This window comes from Halanaerobium polyolivorans (assembly GCF_020711195.1).
GTDB lineage: Bacteria > Bacillota > Halanaerobiia > Halanaerobiales > Halanaerobiaceae > Halanaerobium > Halanaerobium polyolivorans.
On the sequence record NZ_JAJFAT010000004.1, the window covers coordinates 1 to 22705 of the forward strand.

At 34.6% G+C, this 22705-nt stretch carries 18 protein-coding genes; all 18 read right to left on the reverse strand.

The window, feature by feature from the left end; genetic code table 11:
- Nucleotides 1–127: 127 nt before the first annotated feature.
- Nucleotides 128–610 carry an SsrA-binding protein SmpB gene (gene smpB / locus LJ207_RS03695; RefSeq protein ID WP_229344187.1) on the reverse strand — a complete coding sequence of 161 codons (483 nt, stop codon included), beginning with the start codon at nucleotides 608–610 and terminating at the stop codon, nucleotides 128–130.
- 18 nt (nucleotides 611–628) lie between these two features.
- Nucleotides 629–2776, reverse strand: a complete 2148-nt coding sequence (gene rnr / locus LJ207_RS03700) for a ribonuclease R (RefSeq protein ID WP_229344189.1) — start codon at nucleotides 2774–2776, stop codon at nucleotides 629–631.
- Between the two features lie 85 nt (nucleotides 2777–2861).
- Entirely contained in the window at nucleotides 2862–3413 is a 552-nt protein-coding gene (locus LJ207_RS03705; protein WP_229344190.1) for an HDIG domain-containing metalloprotein, read from the reverse strand.
- 17 nt (nucleotides 3414–3430) lie between these two features.
- Nucleotides 3431–3859, reverse strand: coding sequence for a PaaI family thioesterase (locus LJ207_RS03710; protein ID WP_229344192.1), 429 nt, complete (start codon nucleotides 3857–3859; stop codon nucleotides 3431–3433).
- Between the two features lie 66 nt (nucleotides 3860–3925).
- A complete protein-coding gene (locus tag LJ207_RS03715; RefSeq protein ID WP_229344194.1) occupies nucleotides 3926–5878 on the reverse strand; it encodes a sodium-translocating pyrophosphatase in 1953 nt (650 codons plus the stop codon).
- A gap of 183 nt (nucleotides 5879–6061) precedes the next feature.
- Nucleotides 6062–6283 (reverse strand): preprotein translocase subunit SecG, encoded by a 222-nt coding sequence (gene secG / locus LJ207_RS03720; protein WP_229344195.1) that lies wholly within the window; start codon nucleotides 6281–6283, stop codon nucleotides 6062–6064.
- A 201-nt stretch (nucleotides 6284–6484) separates the two neighbouring features.
- Nucleotides 6485–9565: an efflux RND transporter permease subunit gene (locus LJ207_RS03725; RefSeq protein WP_229344197.1), complete on the reverse strand. Its 3081-nt coding sequence runs from the start codon at nucleotides 9563–9565 to the stop codon at nucleotides 6485–6487.
- Nucleotides 9562–11034: an efflux RND transporter periplasmic adaptor subunit gene (locus LJ207_RS03730; protein WP_229344199.1), complete on the reverse strand. Its 1473-nt coding sequence runs from the start codon at nucleotides 11032–11034 to the stop codon at nucleotides 9562–9564. Before LJ207_RS03730 ends, LJ207_RS03725 begins: the two co-directional genes overlap by 4 nt.
- Complete coding sequence (locus LJ207_RS03735; protein ID WP_229344200.1) at nucleotides 11024–12349, reverse strand: TolC family protein; 1326 nt, start codon at nucleotides 12347–12349, stop codon at nucleotides 11024–11026. The genes LJ207_RS03730 and LJ207_RS03735 overlap by 11 nt, the downstream gene beginning before the upstream one ends.
- 4 nt (nucleotides 12350–12353) lie before the next feature.
- A complete protein-coding gene (locus LJ207_RS03740; protein WP_229344201.1) occupies nucleotides 12354–12932 on the reverse strand; it encodes a TetR/AcrR family transcriptional regulator in 579 nt (192 codons plus the stop codon).
- Nucleotides 12933–13056: 124 nt separating this feature from the next.
- Nucleotides 13057–14241, reverse strand: coding sequence for an HD domain-containing phosphohydrolase (locus LJ207_RS03745; RefSeq protein ID WP_229344202.1), 1185 nt, complete (start codon nucleotides 14239–14241; stop codon nucleotides 13057–13059).
- A gap of 177 nt (nucleotides 14242–14418) precedes the next feature.
- Complete coding sequence (eno, locus tag LJ207_RS03750; protein WP_229344203.1) at nucleotides 14419–15705, reverse strand: phosphopyruvate hydratase; 1287 nt, start codon at nucleotides 15703–15705, stop codon at nucleotides 14419–14421.
- Between the two features lie 64 nt (nucleotides 15706–15769).
- Nucleotides 15770–17314, reverse strand: a complete 1545-nt coding sequence (gene gpmI / locus LJ207_RS03755) for a 2,3-bisphosphoglycerate-independent phosphoglycerate mutase (protein ID WP_229344204.1) — start codon at nucleotides 17312–17314, stop codon at nucleotides 15770–15772.
- Between the two features lie 63 nt (nucleotides 17315–17377).
- Nucleotides 17378–18142: a triose-phosphate isomerase gene (gene tpiA / locus LJ207_RS03760; RefSeq protein ID WP_229344205.1), complete on the reverse strand. Its 765-nt coding sequence runs from the start codon at nucleotides 18140–18142 to the stop codon at nucleotides 17378–17380.
- Nucleotides 18143–18171: 29 nt separating this feature from the next.
- Entirely contained in the window at nucleotides 18172–19359 is a 1188-nt protein-coding gene (locus LJ207_RS03765; protein ID WP_229344474.1) for a phosphoglycerate kinase, read from the reverse strand.
- A gap of 122 nt (nucleotides 19360–19481) precedes the next feature.
- Nucleotides 19482–20480 carry a type I glyceraldehyde-3-phosphate dehydrogenase gene (gene gap / locus LJ207_RS03770; protein ID WP_229344206.1) on the reverse strand — a complete coding sequence of 333 codons (999 nt, stop codon included), beginning with the start codon at nucleotides 20478–20480 and terminating at the stop codon, nucleotides 19482–19484.
- A 90-nt stretch (nucleotides 20481–20570) separates the two neighbouring features.
- A complete protein-coding gene (locus LJ207_RS03775) occupies nucleotides 20571–21617 on the reverse strand; it encodes a sugar-binding transcriptional regulator (RefSeq protein WP_229344207.1) in 1047 nt (348 codons plus the stop codon).
- Between the two features lie 155 nt (nucleotides 21618–21772).
- Complete coding sequence (gene whiA, locus LJ207_RS03780) at nucleotides 21773–22696, reverse strand: DNA-binding protein WhiA (RefSeq protein ID WP_229344208.1); 924 nt, start codon at nucleotides 22694–22696, stop codon at nucleotides 21773–21775.
- Nucleotides 22697–22705: the final 9 nt, after the last annotated feature.

The window sequence follows — 22705 nt, forward strand, 5'->3', positions numbered from 1 at the left end:
TTTTATCAAAAAGGGAGTCTTCTTTCTATTTTTTTTATGATTCAGTTTTGAATCTCCAAAAGTAATTTTACACTAACTTAATTTCATTTTCTTAGGCTATTTTTTTTAAAAAAAAGGGGGAGAAAAACTAATAATCTCCCTCTTTTCTCCTTCTATTAAAAGCTTTTTCCATCTCTCTTTTAGCTGTCTTTTTGGCAATATCTCTTCTTTTATCATGTTTTTGTTTACCTTTGGCAACAGCAAGTTCAACCTTACAGAGATTTTTTCTTAAATAAATTGTTAAGGGAACAAGAGTATAACCTTTTTGAGTAGTATAGCCAATTAACTTTCTTATCTGGCTTTTATGGAGCAGTAGTTTACGCTTTCTTTCTGGCTCATGATTAAAGCGATTACCCTCCTTATAAGGGCTTATATGCATATTATGCAGATAAACTTCTCCTCCCTCAACCAGAGCAAAACTATCTTTTAAATTAACCCTATGGTTGCGAATAGATTTTATTTCTGTTCCCTGCAGTTTAATTCCTGCTTCATAGACCTCTTCTATATAAAAATCATGTCTTGCTTTTTTATTCCTGGCAACTATCTCTATATCTTCATCTTTTTTAGCCAAGCTTAACACATCCTTTGCTTAATCAATCTTTTCTACTAAGCTAAAGTCAAGTTCGCGCTCATCACGATTGACATTAACTACTTTTATCTTTAGTTCATCACCAATTCTATAAATCTTATTTGTTCTTTCACCTTTCAGACGGTATTGATCCTGATCATAATGATAATAATCATCTTTTAATTCTTTAATATGGATTAAACCTTCAACAGTATTTTCTAATTCAACGAAAATACCAAAACCTGTTATCCCACTAATTATACCCTCAAATTCCTCACCAATTTTATCTTCCATGTATTCAATCTTTTTAAGATCAACTGAATCTCTTTCTGCATCTGTAGCTCTTCTTTCCTGGAGAGAGCAGTGGTCAGCAATCTTAGGTAGTTCAGCATCAATTTCATCTTGTCGCTTTTGACTTAAATAACCTTTAGCTACTGTTTCTTTAATGATTCGATGTGCTGTTAGATCAGGATATCTTCTAATCGGTGAAGTAAAGTGAGTATAATGGGTAACTCCAAGTCCAAAATGACCTATATTTTTTTCTGAATAAACAGCTTTTTTCAAAGATCTCAACATAACAGTCTCAATGATTTTTTCTTCTTTACTTCCTCTTACTTCTTCTAATATGGCCTGTAGTGAACGAGGGTGAACCCCATTTTTAATTCCCTTTAATTCATAACCAAAATTATGAATAAACTCTTTAAATTGAATCATCCGATCAAGATCAGGCTCTTCATGAATCCTATAGATAAAGGGCATTTCTCGCCATGACATTTCTGCAGCAACAATTCTGTTAGCTGCAATCATAAATTCTTCTATTAACTGTTCTGCTTCCCGATGAGGTCTTTTCTTTAATTTAATTGGTTTTCCTTTTTCATCTAATTCAACCTTAACCTCGGTAAAATTGAAATCCATACTTCCTTCTTCAAAGCGATTTTTGCGTAATCTTTCTCTAAGTTTGTTCATCATATTAATTTCTGCAACAAAATCACTATATTTATTTTTGATTTTCTCATCGTTATCTTTAATTATTGCCTGAGCATCATCATAGGTCATCCTGTGATTTGATTTAATAACTGATTTAACTATTTGGTGATCTGAAATCTCAATCCCTATTTTACCACACAGCTTATATTCAATAAATACTGTTAATGTCATCCGATCAACATGAGGGTTAAGACTACAAATTCCATTTGATAATTTTTCCGGCAGCATAGGAATAACCCGATCAACCAGATAAATACTGGTAGCTCTAGAATATGCTTCCTGATCAAGTAGGCTGCCTTTTTTGACATAATGGCTTACATCTGCGATATGAACTCCCAGGCGATATTTTTTATCTGATAACTTTTCTATAGAAACAGCATCATCTAAGTCTTTTGCATCAGCTCCATCAATAGTAACCAGCTTTAAGTCTCTTAAATCAACCCGAGTTTCATCAGCTGCAATTGTCTTTTCATCAACCTGATCAGCTATATTTTTTAATTCCTTGTTGAGCTTTTTAGGAAATTCACCTGGTAGATCAAGCTGACGAATAATGGCTTCAATATCAACTCCAGCATCATCTTTATGACCTAAAATTTCAGTGATAACACCTTCTGGATTCCGATTTTGGGCAGGCCAACGGCTAATTTTAGCTACAACCTTATCCCCATTTTGAGCCCCATTTAAAGCATCTGGCGGAATAAAGATATCATTACAAATTCTTTTATTATCAGGGATTAAAAATCCATAATTTTTGTACTTTTCTAAATTACCAACAATTGTTTTGTTAACTCTTTCTATTATTTCTGCAACTTCCCCAGCCTGGCTTTTACCCCTACTTGAGCGAACTAAACGCACAAATACCTTATCATTATGCATAGCCCCGTTCATATTTGATGAAGAAATATAGATATCATCTTTTTCAGGATCATCTGGAATTAAAAAAGCATTACCAGAAGCAGTTTTTTCAATCCTACCTGCAATTAAATTAAATTTTTCAGGAATTCCAAGCAGACCTGCTTCATTTTGATAAATATAGCCCGACTCTAAAAGGTCATCAAGCAGTTCAGAAAACAGCTGCTGCTGATCCCGGCTGATATCAAAGCTTTTATAAATTTCTTCTTTTGAAAGTGGTTTATGGACTTCTTCTTTTAATCTTTTCAATAATTCACTTCTTGCACTCATTTATTAATCATCTCCAGTCATTTTGCCTTTTTTAAAAATACTAAGTTAAGTTAATTTCGAAACTGAGATAATTCAAAAGCTAAAATCAAAGTCCCAGCTGATCAGAAATATCCTGCATTGCTGATAATGAAAGCCCCACAAACTCTTTCAACTTTAAATCCATCTCCTGACAGGATGCTATAACATCCCTATCTGCTCCTTTTGCAAAAGAGCTGTCTGAATATCTATTTAAAACAAATTCACTATCTAAAGCTTCTAATTTTTTCTCAGGATGAATTAAGGCAGAAGCTACAATTAATCCGGTCAAAGGATCAGCTGCATAAAGGGCTTTAGCCAGCAAAGTTTTTCTAGCTAAACCATGCATACCATTGTGAGCTCTAACAGCATTAACTAAATCTTCATCCATACCCCTTTCTGCAAGCATATCAGCCCCGAGCTGGCTATGCTTAGCTGGCTGATCAGCAGTATCTTCATAATCTATATCATGAAGAAGACCGGCCAAACGCCACTTATTTTGATCTTTATCAAAATAATCGGCAAGTTCTGCCATAACTGCTTCCACTGCCAGACAGTGTTTGCGAAGATTTTTTTCTTTAATATTTTCTTTCATCAATTCAAGTGCTTCTTCTCTCTGCATAATTAAAACCTCCTAAGTTAAGTTTTTTCTACAAATTTGGCCTCAGCTTTTGCAATTAATTTATTTGAGCTATCAATAATTTGAGCTGAACAGTAGTGAATTACGGCAATAGATTTTTTAAGTGATCTTTCATATTTACCCTTAATTATTACCTTTTCACCAATTTTTAATGCCTTTTTAAAACGTATATTTAATTCAGCTGTATAGGCTTTTATACCTTTAACACCCACTGCATAAGCCATAGCTTCATCCAACAATGTTGCCACTAAACCACCGTGCATAATTCCATCAAATCCCTGATGATTTTTAAGAGCAATAAATTCTGCTTCCACAATATTAGGGGAAGTCTCTTTGAATTTAAGCCCAAGAGAAATTGGATTATCTTCCCCACAGGCAAAACACATTGCATCATCTACTTCAGGCATAAAATCACTACCTTTCTTCAAAAAAACCCTCCCAGCAGTAAATTACTACAAGGAGGGTGTTTAATAACTTTACTACTAATTTTAATTTTACATGAATAAAGGAGCAAATACAAGAGAAACAATAGTCATTAACTTAATAAGAATATTTAAGGAAGGACCAGAAGTATCCTTAAAAGGATCTCCTACTGTATCTCCAACAACTGCAGCAGAGTGAGTTTCTGTACCCTTACCACCAAAAGCTCCAGATTCAATATATTTTTTAGCATTATCCCAAGCTCCACCAGCATTTGCCATCATGATAGCTAATAAAACACCTGAAGAAAGGGAACCAGCTAACAGTCCACCTAAAGCTTGAACATCCCAGAGACCAATTATTACTGGAACTATTACTGCTAATAGTCCTGGTAAAATCATTTCTTTTAAAGCAGCTGTTGTACTAATATCAACACATTTTCTGTGGTCAGGTTTTTGAGTACCCTCCATAATTCCTGGCATTTCTTTAAACTGCCTTCTAACCTCTTCTATCATCTGAGAAGCGGCCTTCCCTACAGCTTCCATTGTAATTGCAGAAAATAGGAAGGGCAGCATAGCACCAATAAAGAGACCAATAATTACCTGAGGATTAGTTAAGCTAATGGAATCCAGTTCAACAGCCTGGGAAAAAGCAGCAAAAAGTGATAAAGCTGTTAAAGCAGCTGAACCAATTGCAAAACCTTTACCAATCGCAGCTGTTGTATTACCAACTGAATCAAGCTTATCTGTAATATCACGAACAGAAGAATCTAGTTCTGCCATCTCGGCAATTCCACCAGCATTATCAGCTATTGGACCATAAGCATCAACAGAAAGAGTAATTCCTGTTGTTGATAACATACCTACTGCAGCCATGGCAATACCATATAAACCTGCAAAGTGAAAAGCAAAATAAATTGCAATAGTAATAACCAGGATTGGAAACATTGTACTTCTCATCCCAACAGCTAGACCACTAATAATATTAGTAGCTGCACCTGTTTGAGACTGACTTGCAATATGTTTTACAGGTCCATAGTGTTCTGATGTATAGTATTCAGTAATCCGACCGATTAAAGTACCAGCAATTAAGCCAGCAACAATAGCAACAAAGACACCAAAATCACCAACTAAGTTTTGAACAAGGAAATAAGCTGCAACAACAGTTAGAAAAGCAGCTGTTAAAGTTCCTCTCTCCAGGGCCTTAGCAGGATTAGTACCTTCTTTAGCATTAACAAACCTAGTTCCTATAATTGCAGCAATAATACCAACTGCAGCTATTAACATAGGTAAAATAACATAATTTTCACCCATTGCTACACCAAGTGTCATCGCAGCTATAATTGAACCAACAAAAGATTCAAAAAGGTCTGCTCCCATACCAGCAACATCACCAACATTATCACCAACATTATCAGCAATAACAGCAGGATTACGAGGATCATCCTCAGGAATTCCTGCTTCTACCTTACCAACTAAATCAGCCCCAACATCAGCAGCTTTGGTATAAATACCACCACCAACACGGGCAAAAAGAGCAATAGAACTAGCTCCAAAGGCAAAACCACGGATAAATTCAACATTATCTGCAAAAAATATGTAGAGAATTCCTAAACCTAAAGTACCCAAACCAACAACAGACATTCCCATTACTGTACCACCAGAAAAAGCAACATCTAAAGCCTCATTAAGGCCACTTTTGGCTGCTTCTGTAGTTCTGGCATTAGATTGAGTTGCAATCTGCATCCCAATAAATCCAGCTAAAGCAGAAAAGAAAGCTCCCAATATAAATGATACAGCTGTCTGCCAGCCCAAATTAGGCACAGATGCCATAATAATTGCTACTACAACAACAAAAACTGACAGCATCTTATATTCACGCCCCAGAAACGCCATAGCCCCTTCATTGATTGCACGTGATAATTCTGCCATCCGTTCACTACCCATACTTGCTTTTTTAACTTTTCCTGTAAGAATAAATGCAAAAACCAAGGCAATTATTCCTGCCAGGGGTGTATAAAAACTCATGCACCAACCTCCTTATAAATTAATATTATTTCAGCTTATAAATTGAATGAATTAAATTAATATAAATTTTAAAAATCACAAATAAAATTTCTATATTATAATAGTTTATAATTTTAAATATTAGATTAAGTTTATTTTAGAACAGAAAAAATTGCTGCTTTTATTAATCTTTTATTTAAAATTTTATAAAATAGCTAGAAGTAGAGAATTTAACATAAACAATATAGCTGCCACTGTAGTAGCTTTACTGATCTTATCCTCCATCTTTCTACCTGATTTACCAAAAAAAGTTGTTGCTCCTCCATCAATGGCTCCGGAGAGACCTGCACTTTTACCTGATTGCAGCAGAACACCAACAATTACAGCGATAGCTATAATAAAATGAATTACTTTAAGAACTAACACTCTAATCTCACCTCCAGTAATTAGTAAAATATTGCTAAATCGATATCTTTCAACACAGCTTTAATTTTAACATACTAAAGATAAAAAAACAATAATTTAAAGAGAAAAACTGCAGTATTATTGAACAGCTAATATTCTGAAAAATGAAACAATGAAATTCCTGCACCATTGAACTTTAGCTATGGTACAGGAATTATATTTTTAAATATATTTGGATGCTTCTTCTCTATCTATTCCTTTTAGCTTAGCAATTACTATTTCTCTTAAGTCAGTTAATAGTGAATAAACTATTGGAATCACAAAAAGTGTTAAGAAGGTAGCGAAGCTAAGTCCACTAACTATAACAACTCCCATCGGTTGAGTCGCTTCTGCACCTTCACCAATACCAAAAGCAATCGGTAATAAAGCAAGAATAGTTGTTAAAGCTGTCATCATAATCGGTCTTAATCTTATTGTAGCTGCATTGATTATGGCCTCTATTTTATCCTGACCTCTTCTCCGCAGTTGATTAATATAATCAACCATTACTATAGCATTATTTACAACAATTCCACTTAAGGTTATCAGACCTAAAAATGATGGTACAGAAATTATACTTCCACTGATAAAGAGCCCTAAGATCACACCAATAATAGCCATTGGAATTGTAAACATTATTGTAAAGGGGTGAACAAGTGACTCAAATTGAGACGCCATTACCATATATACAAGCACTGCAGCAAGAGCAAAAGCAAATATTAAGCTCTGAAAAGCCTCAATCGTATCTTCAAATTCACCTTCATAAGTAAATCTATAACCTTCAGGCAATTCTATTTCATTTAATCTCTGCTGAATATCTCCAACTACAGAGCCTAAGTCTCTACCTTCAATATCAGCAGTTATTTCCGCAAATCTTTCCTGATCGCGTCTTAATATTTCTGCCGGTCCTTCTGTAATTTCACTCCTAACTAAACGATTTAAAGGGATCATATTACCATTTGGACTGCGAATTGTTAAATCTTCAAGTTGGGTTGAACTTTCAATTTGTTCTCCTTCTAAACGCACCCTAATATCATATTCATCACCATCAACCTCATATCTGCTGGCAACATCTCCACTAACTGCACTTCTAACTGTATTGGCAATTTGATTTACATTTAAACCAAATCTAGAACTAAGGGCACGGTCTACCTTTAAATGTAATTCTGGTCGACCTTCATCAAAACTATCTTCAATTTCTACTAAACCTTCTACATCTTCAATGGCCAGTACAGCTCTTTGAATTTCTCTTTCAAGAATTTCCAGGTTATCGCCTCTTAACCGAACATTAACCGGCCTATCATCACCACCACCTGGACCAGTCTGTTCAGAAACATTGATTTCAAGATCTGGAATATTAACTCTCTGCCTTATTTCTTCCATAACTTCAACAGTTGTTCTATCCCTTTCTGCTGCTGGTAGAAGTGAAACATTAAAATTCCCTGCATGACTGCTGGCAGCAGTCTGCATCATATTAGCTGAACCAACATTTACTATAACTGTCTCAACCTCAGGAATATCAAATAAGATTTCTTCTATCTCTGCAGCTGCTCGATCAGATTCTGAAAGTATAGTTCCTACAGGCAGATTATAGCTTATAGAAATATCACCTTGATCTGTAGTTGGGATAAATTCAAAACCAATCCCTGGCAGCAAAGCAAGGCTTCCCACTAAAGAGATTAATAAAATTCCAATTATTATCCATCTCCGCTTTAGGGCTGAAGTTAAGAGACTGCGGTATTTTTTCCTTATTTTCCCCTCTTTTTTACCTCTGTCTATTTCATTTTGTGTTATTTTCAATATTTTAGATGAAAGCATGGGAATAAGTGTTAAGGCAACTAATAAAGAAGCAAGCAAAGAAAAGGCAACTGTTAAGGCCAAATCTTTAAATAACTCACCAGCAAGTCCTTCAACAAAAACTATGGGCAAAAATACTACCACAGTTGTCATAGTTGAAGCCACTATTGCCATTCCAACCTCTGAGCTACCTTCTCTAGCAGCTTCAATTTTTCCCTGACCCATACTACGATAACGATATATATTTTCTAAAACAACCACCGCATTATCAACCAGCATCCCCACTCCGAGGGCTAAACCACCAAGTGAGATAACATTCAAGTTAACATCTGCAAAATACATTAAAACAAAAGTTGCTATAATCGAAACAGGCATAGCAGTAGCAATTATTAAAGTACTTCTGATATTACGCAAAAACAGATAAAGTATTAATACTGCTAATAGCCCACCTATGATTGCATTTCTACTCACAGAATTTATCGAATCTACAATAAACTCTGATTGATCAAAAGCTACAGCGAAATTATAGTTAGGATAATCTCTCTGAATGGATTGCATTTCTTGTTTAACTGCTTCAGCAACATCTACAGTATTGGCATCTGTTTGTTTTTGAATAGAAAGAGAAATACTCTCTTTACCATCAGTTCTAGAAATAGTTTGAACATCAGCAAAACCATCTTCCACTTCGGCAATATCAGATAATTTAACAAAACCTCTTTCTCCTACTGGGATATTAACATCTCTAATTTCCTCAATAGAAGAAAACTTACCTATTGTTCTAACAAGCAGCTCTCTATTTCCCTGTCTGACATCACCAGCAGATACATTTACATTTTCTTGAGCTATAATACCTCTAATGGTCTCATAATCAAGATTGTAATGATTTAAGCGTTCTCTTTTTAAAGAAACAATTATTTCTCTTTCTAAACCTCCCTGGAGATTAACCTGAGCAACACCAGGGGTTCTCTCCAAACGGGGAATTAACTGGTCTTCAGTTTCTTCTTTCAGCTCAGCTAAACCAATTCCATCTGCACTGACCCCATAAACCATAATTGGTATCATAGCAGGGTCAAATTTAAAAACTAGCGGGCTATCTGCACCATCAGGTAGAGCTGTTCCACTAATCATATCAATTTGTTCTCTTAAATCAAGTACAGCAAAATCCATATCTCTACCCCAGTTAAATTCAACCACCACAGTGGAAGATCCCATAGCTGAAGTAGATCGAACTGCTTGAACTCCTTCAACAGTAGAGACAGCACTTTCTATTGGTCTTGTAACTAAATTTTCTATTTCTTCAGAGCCTACCCCACTGTAACTGGTAACTATTGCTGCTCCGGGAAAAGTAATATCTGGATAAAGATCAAGACTAAGATTGGTTAAAGCTACTATCCCGATTAAAATAATTACCAGAATAATCATTGCAGTGGTGACAGGTCTTTTTATCGAGAATTCTGAGATTTTCATCGACTTATCACCTCAACCTCTACTCCAGCTTCAAGCCGCTGCTGGCCTCTAATAATTACACTTTCTCCAGCTTCTAATCCAGAAATAATTTCAGCCTGAGTATCTGTCTGCAGTCCTACTTCTACCTCTCTCCTTACTGCTCTACCTTCTTCAACTACATATAAATAAGGGGTCTCTTCTGTTAGGTCCATTATACTTTCAATTGGTACTACAACAGCATCTCCAGCTTCACCTTTAAGCAATCTTACATCAGCAAACATGCCTGGCCTTAAACTATGTTCCGAATTATCTATTTTAACTTTGACCAAAAAACTTCTGGTAGAAGGATCTGCCTGAGGAGCTATATTTGTAATTTCTCCTTCAACATAGTGCTGCATTGTTTCTGCTTTAACTTCCACCATATCACCTTTATTTATCCTGGAAACTGCAGAAGCTGTAAGCTCTATTTCTACATAAAGCTGATCAATATTAATTAAATTGATAATAGCTTGACCAGAACCAATCATTTCTCCTTTTTCTACATTAACCTGAAAAACAAGGCCATCAAAAGGAGCAGTAATAATAGTCTTTCTAAGATTATCTTCTAATTCATCTAAACCTGCCTCAGCCTGTTTAAGCTGAGCTGCACCTGCCCTTATTCTTTCTTCACGCGGTCCTCTTTCAGCTTCTCTTAAATTAGCTTCAGATACAGCAAGGTTTGTTCTGGCACTATTAAGTTGGCTTCTAGCATTTTCTAGCTGCTGCTTTAATTCAGTTGGGTTATTAAATGTTTCTTTAGTTAGCTGATAATTTCTTTCAGCAGAATTTAAAGCACTCTCTGCCTGATTTAAAGAAGTTTCAGCATTTTCATAGGCATCTTCTGCATTTTCATATTCCTGTTTAGAAATTATATTATCCTGAAAAAGCTGTTCTGATCTTTCAAAAGACCTTTTAGCCTGTTCATAATTTATCTCTGCCTGTCTGTAACTTTGTCTAGAGCTCTGCAGCTGTTGTTCTGCATTAACAAGCTGCTGTTCAAGACTTCTTCGGTCTTCGAAGATTTCCTGCATCAAATTATAGTTTATCTCAGCACTTTCCAAAGCAGCTTTTGCATCTTCATATGATGATCTAGCTCTTGTTAATTCTTCTTCAGTTGCTCCAGTTATCAATTCATCATAATTGGCCTGGGCGCTCTCTAATGATGCTTCTGCCTGGCGTTTTTGAATCAATAATGTATCCTGCTCCATTTTTATTAATTCATAACCAGCTTCAACTTCATCTCCAATCTCTACATTAACCTCTTCTGCTACTCCACCAATTTGAGCAGGAATATTAACCTTCTCAAATGGAGTTAACTGCCCTGTTACAATCTCATCAAGACTTATATCTTCTCTAATTGCCTCAGTAACCTCAACAGTGGTAGCTGCCGAAAGAGGTGCTGTACTTAAAATCAAAATCAAAGTCAATATAAGTATTATTTTATTTTTCATCTAATATCACATCCTCAAAATAGTCTATAATTTGCCCACTTTTATAAAGGCTGTTAAATAATTCTATCTCATAATCATATTCTGCCTGCAGCAGAGAAATCTGAGCCTGATTATATCTGCTTTGGGCATCGATCACATCTGTATTACTGGCTACTCCAGCTTCATAACTTTTATTTGCAATTTCAAAATTTTCAACTGCATTTTCTAAAGAAAGTTCTTCTAATTCGATTAATTCTTCATTTTCTTTAACACTTAAAATAACAGATTCAATTTCTATATCAAGATTCTCTAAAAAGTCCTGACGATTGTTAGCCAGTTTTTCTAATTCTTTTTCTTCTTTTTCAGCACTAATTTTAGCTCTACCTCCATCATAAAGAGAGATACTGCCACCAATTGTAACTGACCAGCTATCTTCATCTAAAAATTCATCTCCCTCCCAGTTATAAGAACCACTGAGATTTATATCAGGTCTATAATGCTGCCTTTCTAGTTTTTGCCTTGTTTCAATAATTTTACGGTTCAATTCTAATTTTAAAAGTTCCAGATCATTTTCCACTGCTTGTGCAAATAATTCTTCCTGTTCTAAAATTATTTCAAAATCTATTTCAGGTCTCATAGGAGAATATTCTTCAGTACTCACTAGTAGCTGAGCCAACCTTCTTCTAGCAATTTTTAAATTATTTTGAGCAGAATTAAGCTCTTCCTGAGCTCGTCTTGCTTCAATTTGACTCTGCAGTAAATCCTGGCGAATAGCGGTACCTAATTCTAATCTTCTTTCTACAACTCTTAAATGTTCATTCACAATTTCAAGTGCTTCTTCTCTAATTCGGACCAAACCTTGAGCCTGTAAGACTCCATAATAAGCCTGAATCAAATTGAAAATCTCTTCTTCAACCTGACTTTGATAATCAGCTTTTGCTATTTCCAAGCCATAAGCTGCAATTTCTCTCTGCAGACCTACCTTACCACCTAACCAAAGCGGCTGAGTTAAATTAATAGAGGTTCTGTAGTTCTCATTTGGTGTTTCTATATCAAATGGAAATTCTACATCATCTAATTCTCCAAAAGGTGATTGTCCTTCATCTAATCTAGTATAAGAACTCTGCAGTTCTAAACTGGGGAAATAACTCCTTGTAGTTAAACTGATATCTTTTTCAGCTTTTTCTATATCCTTACGGGCATTTTCCAGCTGCCTATTTTCCACTACTAAAAGCTCTACTGCCTCTTCTAAAGATAAATCCTGAGCAGCTGCAGCTGTAATACTTGCAAAAATTAATAATATAAGTAAAAAAACTGTAATTTGCTTTATTTTCATATTTTTAATTCTCCTTTCTGCTGATACCATCCATTAAAAAACTATAGATAAATTCAACCTGCTGTTTACTATCAGGTGTTTGATCAATCAACCATTCAGAATTTGAAGTAAATAAAGCAGTCAGCATCATAACTGCAGTTTTTCTTGGATTTAGTTTTTTAATACTTTTTTCTTTAATTCCCTGTTCAATAATCTGCTTGAAAATCTCTACACTTTCTCTATGTTTTATTTCAATTCTTTTTTGAAAATCTTCACTTACCAGCTGCACATTATTTCTTAGAATATCTCCCATTTGAGAATTTTCTATTAAAGTTGTTACACCAAAATTGATAATTTTATAGATTTTCTCTTCTGAACTTATCTCTTCTTCTGCAATATTTATAAACTTTTGATTAAAATAATCCAAACCTGATAAAACTATTTCTCTAAAGAGCTCTTCTTTACTGTCAAAATGCCAATAAAGAGTCCCCTTACTAACTCCTGCCTCTTTAGCTATCATGGCCATCGAAGCAGCATGATAATTATTTTCTGAAAATACTTTTAAAGCAGAATTTAAAATACACTGTTTTGTTTCATTACTCACTTAATCACTCCTCTCGACTAACCGGTCAGTTTATAAGAATTATATAGCAAAAAAAAAGTTTATGCAAGTAAAAAATGCATAAACTTCTAAAAAATTAATATTTGTTTAGTTTAGATAAGTTGAATTAATTAAATATGTCGATTTCTTTCTTTTCTACCATCTCAATCAGGGTGTCTACAGCTTCTTTATCAAATAAATTAACCCGATTATCTTTTAAAAATTTTACTGCAGTAGAAACGTCATGAGCTGGTCTATATGGGCGGTGAGAAATCATTGACTCAAATACATCAGCAACAGCAACAACCTTAGCTTCAATTAAGATTTCCTCTGCTTTTAAATTGTTTGGATAACCAGAACCATCATTTTTTTCATGATGTTGTAAAACTATATTTTTGATTTTTTCGGGCAGTTTTATATTTCTGATAATTTCATAGCCCATTTCTGAATGCTTTTTTACCATCTCATATTCTAGTTCAGTTAATGGACCAGGTTTAAATAAGATACTTTTAGGCACATTTACCTTGCCTACATCATGTAATAAGGAGGCAATTTTAATTATTCTAATAGTTTCACTATCAAAACCCATTTTTTCTGCCATTTGAGAAGCAATAGTTTCTACTCTAACACTGTGTCTTTTTGTATAAGGATCTCTTTCAACACTTATATTAGAAAGAGTTTGAATTATTGTATTTACAGTTTCTTCAAGTTCACGATTTTTTTCTTTTAATTCATCATTTTTGCTTTTTTTATCCCAGTAAGAAATAATTAAATTACCAGCAGCATTTAATAGTTCTATATCAGCCAAATTCCATTCTCTTGTACTTCTGGTATCATCAAAGCCCATAAAACCGATTAGTTCATCATTAAAAAGTGGAATAACAAGAACTGATTTAATAGCTTGTTCTTTTAATATATTTTGTTCATTTATTCCTACCGGTGGGATTTTTTCTACATCATTAACAACAATAGCTTTATTTTCTTTTAAATTCTCCATCCACCAGGGGAAAATACTGCTTTCTAAATCACTTAAATAATCTTTTTGGGGGATTACACCCTCTGCACACCATTCAAAAGTATTATCCATGATTTTTAAATCTTCTTTAAATTCAAAAATATATACTCTATCCATATCTGTAGTAATCCCAAGCTTAGCCAAAGCTTGCTCTATATTATTTTCCTGATAATGAGTTAGTGCTTCAGTAATTTGATTAATCTGGTTCTCAAAATTTATTCTATATTCTAATTCCAACTCATATTTTTCAATTAATTCATCCACTTTATAATCATTCTCAAAATGACTATTTTTCATCCTGAAGACCTCCACTCAAATTCAATATAATACACAATTTAGAAATTTACAGTATTATAATATCATATAAAAGCAGAAAAATCTATTAAAGATAAAAAACAGTTTAGAATAAAAAAAAGAGAGAGAAACAGGGAAAACCCTATTTCTCTACTTAATTTCTATTTATTTAGCAGCTTTTTACTTTAAGTTATAAAAAGCATCTTTACCTGCATACTGAGCTGCTTCGCCTAGACTTTCTTCAATTCTAAGCAGTTGATTATATTTAGCAACTCTTTCTGAACGAGCTGGAGCACCAGTTTTAATCTGACCAGTATTCATTGCTACAACCAAGTCTGAAATTGTAACATCTTCTGTTTCACCTGAACGGTGTGAAACAACAGAAGTAAAGCCAGCTTGGGTAGCCATTTCAATTGTTTCTAAAGTTTCAGTTAAAGTACCAATCTGATTAACCTTGATTAAGATTGAGTTACTGCTTTTTTCTTCAATACCTCTAGAAAGTCTTTCGGTATTAGTAACATAGAGGTCATCTCCAACAACCTGTAGACGGTCACCAAGTTGGGCAGTCATCTTAGCAAAACCTTCCCAATCATCTTCTGCAAGTCCATCTTCAATTGAAATTATTGGATACTTATCAATTAATTCTGCATAGAATTCGATCATTTCTTCAGATGTTTTTTCTACACCTTCACCAGCTAAAACATATTTACCATCTTTATAAAACTCTGTTGCAGCTGGATCAAGAGCTATATAAAAATCTTCTCCTGATTCATAACCGGCTGCTTCAATAGCTTCAACAATTACTTCTAAAGCTGCTTCGTTGGAATCTAAATCAGGTGCAAACCCACCTTCATCACCAACACCGGTACCTAGACCTTTGTCCTGCAGAACCTTTTTAAGATGGTGATAAACTTCTGCTCCCATCTGCATTGCTTCTCTGAAGCTTACTGCTCCAACAGGCATGATCATAAATTCCTGTAGATCGACATTATTATCAGCATGTTCTCCACCATTAAGGATATTCATCATTGGTACAGGTAGAGTATTAGCTTTAGCACCACCAATATAGTTATAGAGGAAAGTACCAGTAGCTTCTGCTGCTGCTTTAGCAACTGCCATTGAAACACCTAAAATAGCATTTGCACCAAGCTTACCTTTATTAGCAGTACCATCAAGCTCTAACATAATTTTATCAATTTCTATTTGACTTCTTACATCATAACCTACGATTTCTGGGGCAATGATTTCATTCACGTTTTCAACTGCTTTTAAAACACCTTTACCAAGATAACGGTCTCCACCATCTCTTAGTTCTACTGCTTCATATGCTCCAGTTGAAGCTCCAGAAGGTACAGCAGCTCTACCCATTACTCCATCTTCTAAAACTACTTCTACCTCAACAGTTGGGTTCCCACGGGAATCCAGAATTTCTCTTGCATAAACATTTACAATTGTTGTATTAAACATATATTTAATAACCTCCTTATTAATTTAAACTTAACTTTAAGTTAAGTATTAAGCAATTTAATTGTTATTTTTTGTCAATCAGAAGAGATTCACCAGTCATCTTTTCAGGTTTTTCAATTCCGAGAATTTCCAGCATAGTAGGTGCTAAATCAGCTAATTTACCGGAAGCAATTCCTTTATTTTTAGCTCCACCAACATAGTAGAGTGGAACCAGATTTGCAGTGTGAGCAGTAAACGGACTTCCATCCGGCTCTTGCATCTGTTCACCATTACCATGATCAGCTGTGATTAAGGCTTGGCCACCTTTTTCCAGTATTGCAGGTACTACCTTGGCCAGACAATCATCTACAGCTTCTACAGCTTTTATTGCTGCATCAACATAACCGGTATGGCCTACCATATCTGCATTTGCATAATTAAGGATTATAACATCATATTGATCTGCTTCAATTTTCTCTAAGAGTGTATCAGTTACCTCATAAGCACTCATTTCAGGTTTCATCTCATAAGTAGCAACCTGAGGAGATGGAATCAAAATTCTGTCTTCATTTTTATTTGGTTCTTCAACTCCACCATTAAAGAAAAATGTTACATGAGCATATTTTTCTGTTTCAGCTATTCTAAGCTGTTTTAATCCTTCCCGGCTTAAGACTTCTCCTAACCCGTCTTCGATTTCTATAGGTTCAAATGCTACAGGCAAATCAAATTCCTCATCATATTCGGTCATTGTTACATAATAGAGGTCTTTAGGATGTTCTGCTGCTCTTTCAAATTGATCAAATCCATCAATTGTCAGAGCTTTTGTTATTTGGCGAGCTCTATCTGCTCTAAAATTAAAGAATATCACAGAATCGTGATCTTCCATAGTTCCAACCGGCTCTCCATTTTCGGTTATTACTGTTGGCAGAACAAATTCATCTTCTACATCTTCTTCATATGATGCTTCTACAGCACTAACTGCATCTTCTGACTTTACACCCTCACCTAAGACAAGGGCATCATAAGCCTTTTTAGTTCTATCCCAGCGGTTATCACGATCCATAGTGTAATAACGACCGCTAACTGTAGCAATTTTCCCTAAACCTACTTCTGCTATTTCTTCTTCCAGTTCTTTTAAATAACCTGTACCACTGGAAGGTGGTGTATCACGTCCATCAAGAATCGGATGAATATATACCTTATCTAAATCAGCCCGATCAGCCATTTCTATTAAACCAAAAAGATGTTTAATATGACTGTGAACTCCACCATCAGATAATAATCCGATTAAATGTAGTGCACCATCATTATCTTTAGCATGCTGAACTGCTTTTTTAAGAGCTTCATTGTTTAAAAGTTCTTTGTTTTCTACAGCTTTATTTATTCTAGTAAAATCCTGATATACTATCCTTCCAGCCCCTATATTTAGGTGACCTACTTCAGAGTTACCCATCTGACCCTCTGGAAGTCCAACTTCCTCTCCAGATGGTTTTAAAACAGAATGAGGATATTCTTCAGCAAGTTTGTCTAAATAAGGAGTATCTGCCTGATAGACAGCATTACCTTCTGCATTTTCATTGATACCTACTCCATCCATGATGATAAGAGCAAGTGGTCTATTTTTACCCATCATTTAACCTCCTTATTAACTTATTTGTCTTATAGGTTTGTTTCTAACCTTTAGACTACAAATTTATTTATATATTTCCTCAGTCTTTAAAATAATTTCAGAGAATGATTCAGCTTTAAGACTGGCGCCACCGACTAAAGCTCCATCGATTTCTTCTTGAGCCATGATTTCTTCAACATTATGTGGTTTAACACTACCACCATACTGAATCCTGATTTTTTCTGCTGCTTCAGGATAGCTTTCTCTAATGTGATCTCTAATTATTCCAATCACTCTATTTGCTTCTTCTGCAGAAGCAGTTTCTCCTGTTCCAATGGCCCAGATAGGTTCATAAGCAATTACTACATCAGCAATTTCTTCTTCACTTAATCCAGCTAGGGCAGCATCAACTTGGAAGTTAACCTTTGCTTCAATTTTTTCAGCTTTTCTTTCTTCTAAAGTTTCACCTACACAAACAATTGCCTTTACTCCATTTTCAAGTGCAGCATGAACTTTTTTATTAACTTCAAAATCACTTTCACCGAAGATCTCTCTTCTTTCAGAGTGACCTATAATTGTATATTCTATTTCACTATCAGCTAACATTTTAGCAGAGATTTCTCCAGTATAAGCACCGGATTCTTCCCAGTAAATATTTTGAGCTCCTGTCACAATATCACTACCTGCCGCTGCTTCTTTAACTGCGGTTAAGGCAAGAGCTGTGGGGCAGATACCCATTTCTACTTCTTCTACCTCTGCTACTTTAGCTTTGAGTTCTGTTAGCATAGCTTTAGCCTGATCAACGTTTTTATTCATTTTCCAGTTACCACAAATAAATGGTTTACGCATTTTATTTCCCCCTCTATAGGAATGTCTATTTACTCAAGATCGTCAAGAGCTGCTACACCAGGTAGTTCTTTACCTTCAAAGAACATTAAGGAAGCTCCACCACCTGTAGAAATATGATTCATTTGATCTGCTACTCCAGCTTTATTAATAGCTGCAGCAGAATCTCCTCCACCGATTACTGAATGAGCATCAGATTGACCAAGAGCTTTTGCTAATTCAACTGTTCCATGAGCAAATTTCTCCATTTCAAAAACTCCTAAAGGACCATTCCAGATAACTGTTTTAGCATTTTTGATAATTTCTTTGTATTGTTTGAGACTTTCTGTTCCTCCACAGTCTAAAACCTGCCATCCAGCTGGAATTTGATCAGCTTTTACAATCTGAGTTTCAGCATCATTAGAAAATTCATCAGCAATAACTACATCTATCGGAAGTACAATGTTTACACCTTTTTCTTCAGCTTCTGCCATAAGTTCTTTGGCAAGTTCTGCTTTATCAGCTTCTACCAGTGAGTCTCCTACTTCATAACCTTTAGCTAAGAGGAAGGTGTTTGCAATTCCACCGGCAACAATTAAGGTATCAACTTTATTGATGAGGTTTTTGATAACATCTATTTTATCAGAAACCTTTGCTCCACCCATTATTGCAACAAAAGGACTTTCTGGAGCTGCCATTACTTCACCTAAGGCGTTTAACTCTTTCTGCATTAGAAATCCTGCAGCTGCTGGCAGATATTCTGTAACTCCAACAGTTGTAGCATGGGCTCTATGAGCTGCACCAAAGGCATCATTAACATAAAGTTCTGCTAAAGAAGCCAGTTTTTTAGAAAACTCAGGATCATTAGCTTTTTCTCCAGCATAGAAACGGCTGTTTTCGAGTAATAGTACCTCACCGTTTTCTAAATTGTCTGCTGCTTTTTTAACTTCTTCACCTATACAGTCATCAGCTTTTTTAACCTCTTTATTTAATTGATTGGCCAGTTCTTTAGCCACTGCATCCATTCTAAGATCTTCATTTACCTCTCCACCTGGACGTCCCAGATGAGATATTAATAGCACTTTTGCCTCTTCTCGAATCAAATATTCTATAGTTGGTAAAGCTGCTTTGATTCTTGTTGAATCTGTAACTTCACCATCTTTAAGGGGAACATTAAAATCAACCCTAACTAATACTTTTTTGCCCTTAAAGTCCATATCTTTTAATGTCTTTTTATTAATATTGTACATTAAAATCCACCTCCATATATTCTGCAAAAATTCTTCAAATTTATTTATAATTAACTTAACATTAAAATTTCAGGGACAGGTTAAACCTGACCCTGAAATAAATGTATATATATTTATACTCTTAAAGCTAAATCAATAACTCTGTTTGTATAACTTAACTCATTGTCATACCAAGAAATAACTTTTACCATATTACCATTAACAACCATAGTAGACTCAGCATCAATTAAAGAAGATTCGAATTGTCCCATAATATCTCTGGAAACTAACTCTTCTTCTGTATAACCAAGAATACCTTTCATTTCTCCTTCGGCTTTTTCTTTAAACATTGCATTTACTTCTTCAACTGTAACATCTTTTTCTAAAGTAAATACTCCGTCAACACAGGAGCCATTAGGTACAGGAACTCTAATTGCCATACCATCAATTTTACCTTCTAATTCAGGCAGTACTTTTGTTGTAGCAATAGCAGCACCAGTTGTAGTTGGAATAATATTTTCAGCTGCAGTTCTACCTCTTCTAGTTTTTGAAGCCGGCATATCTAAGATTGCCTGACTTGTTGTATAACCATGAACTGTAGTAATAAGAGCTTTTTTAATGCCAAACTCATCATTTAGAGCTTTAGCAAGAGGTGCTAAACAATTAGTAGTACAGGATGCATTTGAAAGAATTAAATCATCATCATTAAGATCATCATCATTAACACCAAGTACAATAGTATTATCAATTTCATCTTTAGCTGGTACAGTTAAAATTGCTTTTTTAGCTCCAGCTTCAATGTGTTTCATAACCTTTTCTTTATGGCGGAATACACCAGTTGATTCTATTACTACATCAATATTATGTTCGGCCCATGGTAAATCTGCGGGATCTTTAATTGCAGTTACAGTAATTTCTTTACCATTTACAACTAATGTATCATCACCTTTAACCTCTACAGTACCATCAAAACGACCGTGTACAGAATCATACTTCAATAAGTAAGCTAAATTATCAACATTTACCAGGTCATTAATTGCTACTACTTCTAAATCTGCATCTCTACCTTCTACAAGTCTTAAAAAACCTCTACCAATTCTTCCAAAACCATTAATTGCTACTTTTTTTGTCATTTAAAATACCTCCTTATAATTATGGAACATTAAACATTTATTGTGCAAAATTTAAATTGCAAAACTTCAAAACTTTAATGGATTACTGATTTATTCAGCCCCTACTTCGGCCTCACCCCCCTTAAGAGAGATAATTTTCTTGGCTGTATTTTCATCAGTTATTAAGATATCCTGGTATACATTGGAGACAGCTGCTATTATTGCTTCTGCTTTATTTTCTCCCCCAGCCACAACTATTACTTTATCTATAGTTTCTAAATCACTCAAGTTTAAACCAACACTACTTGTAGAATAAACAATTTCACCCTGATAGTTAAAATAAAAACCAAAAGCCTCACCAACAGCACCAGCAGCAAGCAGTTCTTTTATTTCTTTTTGATTCATTCCTCTGCGGGCAGCCATATCTGCAGCAGTACCAACACCATGAATTAAAATATTTGCTTTTTTTAAGATTTCTAAAGTTTTTTGAATACTTGGTTCTTTAATTAAAGGGTGAATATTTTCTTGGGCAATATTATCAGGAATATGAAGCAGATGATAACTACCACCTAATTTTTTTGCAATCTGGGCGACAATTGTATTTGCCTGAATTTCAACATTTTCACCCAAACCACCTCTACCTGGAACAACCGTAATATCATAGGGATCAGGGCTGTATGTCATTTCTGCGGCCACCTGGGCTAAAGTTGTCCCTCCAGTAACAGCAAGAATATCTCCATCTTTTATTTCTTTTTTTAATAACTGAGAAGCCATTCGACCAATTTCTACTTTAATATCATCAGCTGGCACAGCCCCATTAACAAGTTTAACTTTTTGCAATCCTAATATTTTTTCGAGCTTTTTTTCTAAATAACTAATATTTCTCAGTTCTTTTATGTATTCATCTAATTCTATCAAAAATTCTTCGCCAATTCTAGTAATTCTTGTTCCTGAAGGAGTAATTCTAATAAAAGCATTTTTTTCAAAAAATTCAAGATCATTTCTAATTTTTCTTTCACTAAGTTCCAAAATCCTAGCAAGAGCTCTTCTTCCAATAGGTTGATTATAATAAATACCTCTTAATATATTATAACGCTGTTGAGCTCTTTCTACAATTTCGGGAACCAATTTTTCCTGAATTTTAAAAAGTTTTTTCATAACTAATCCTCCAAGTTGGAACGTTTTTGTCCAAATGGAACAAAAATGTCCCGATAAAGCCAAAAACAAAGCTGACTTAATAATCAGCTAGTTAAATGTATTTAATTAAGAATGTTTTTTCCTTCACCTTTATTATATCATTATCTGAGAATAAATCAAGCTAAATTTTCAGCAATTTTTTTTATTCTCCTTAAACGGTGATTTACCCCTGATTTACTTAAATCTAAAATCTCACCTAATTCTTTAAGTGAAGCATAAGGATTTTCCCTTCTGATCTGGGCCATTTCTCTTAAACTGGGGCTTAAATTCTCCAGACCTTTTTCTCTTTCAATTATTCTGATATTTTCTAACTGATCCATAGCTGCAGAAACAGACTTTTCTAAATTGGCTGTTTCAAAATTTACTCTGCGGTTTACATCATTTTTTAACTGCTTAACTATATGATCATTTTCCATTTTTAACATTGCCTGATGGGCACCGATAATATTTAAAACTTTGATAACCTCATCATAGCTTTTAAAATAAACAACATAAAAGCCCTTGTGTTCTGTCTGATGAGCTTCAAGTTCAAATTTAGCCAGCAATTTAATTAAATCTTCAGCTAAGCTTTCCCTTTCACAGCGAAATTCAAGGTGATACTCACTTTTAGGACTATTAACCGAACCCCCGGCTAAAAAAATGCCTCTTAAATAAGCCTGGGCCAGCTTTCTATTAACTAAGTATTCTTCTTTGATGTGAAAAACCAAATTATTTTGAGGAGTTAAAAAACCCAGTTCAAGCAAAAACTCTCTTACCCCTGGTTGTGGTGTAACGATAATATCATAACTGTGACTCAAATTAAATTTTTTATGCTGTCTTACTCTAATTTCTATATCAAATCCAAAACGATCTTTGATTAAAGAATATATCCGCCGGGCTAAATTACCATGATATAATTTAACCTTTAAAGAAAGATGTTTATTTGAAATCTGAATAGAGCCATCAACTCTTATTAAAGCAGCTAATTCTGCCAGTTGTTCTTGATAACCTTTTTTCTCTGCTCGAGTTAGTTCTTCTTTAACCTGATCAGTAAATGACATCTTTAAACA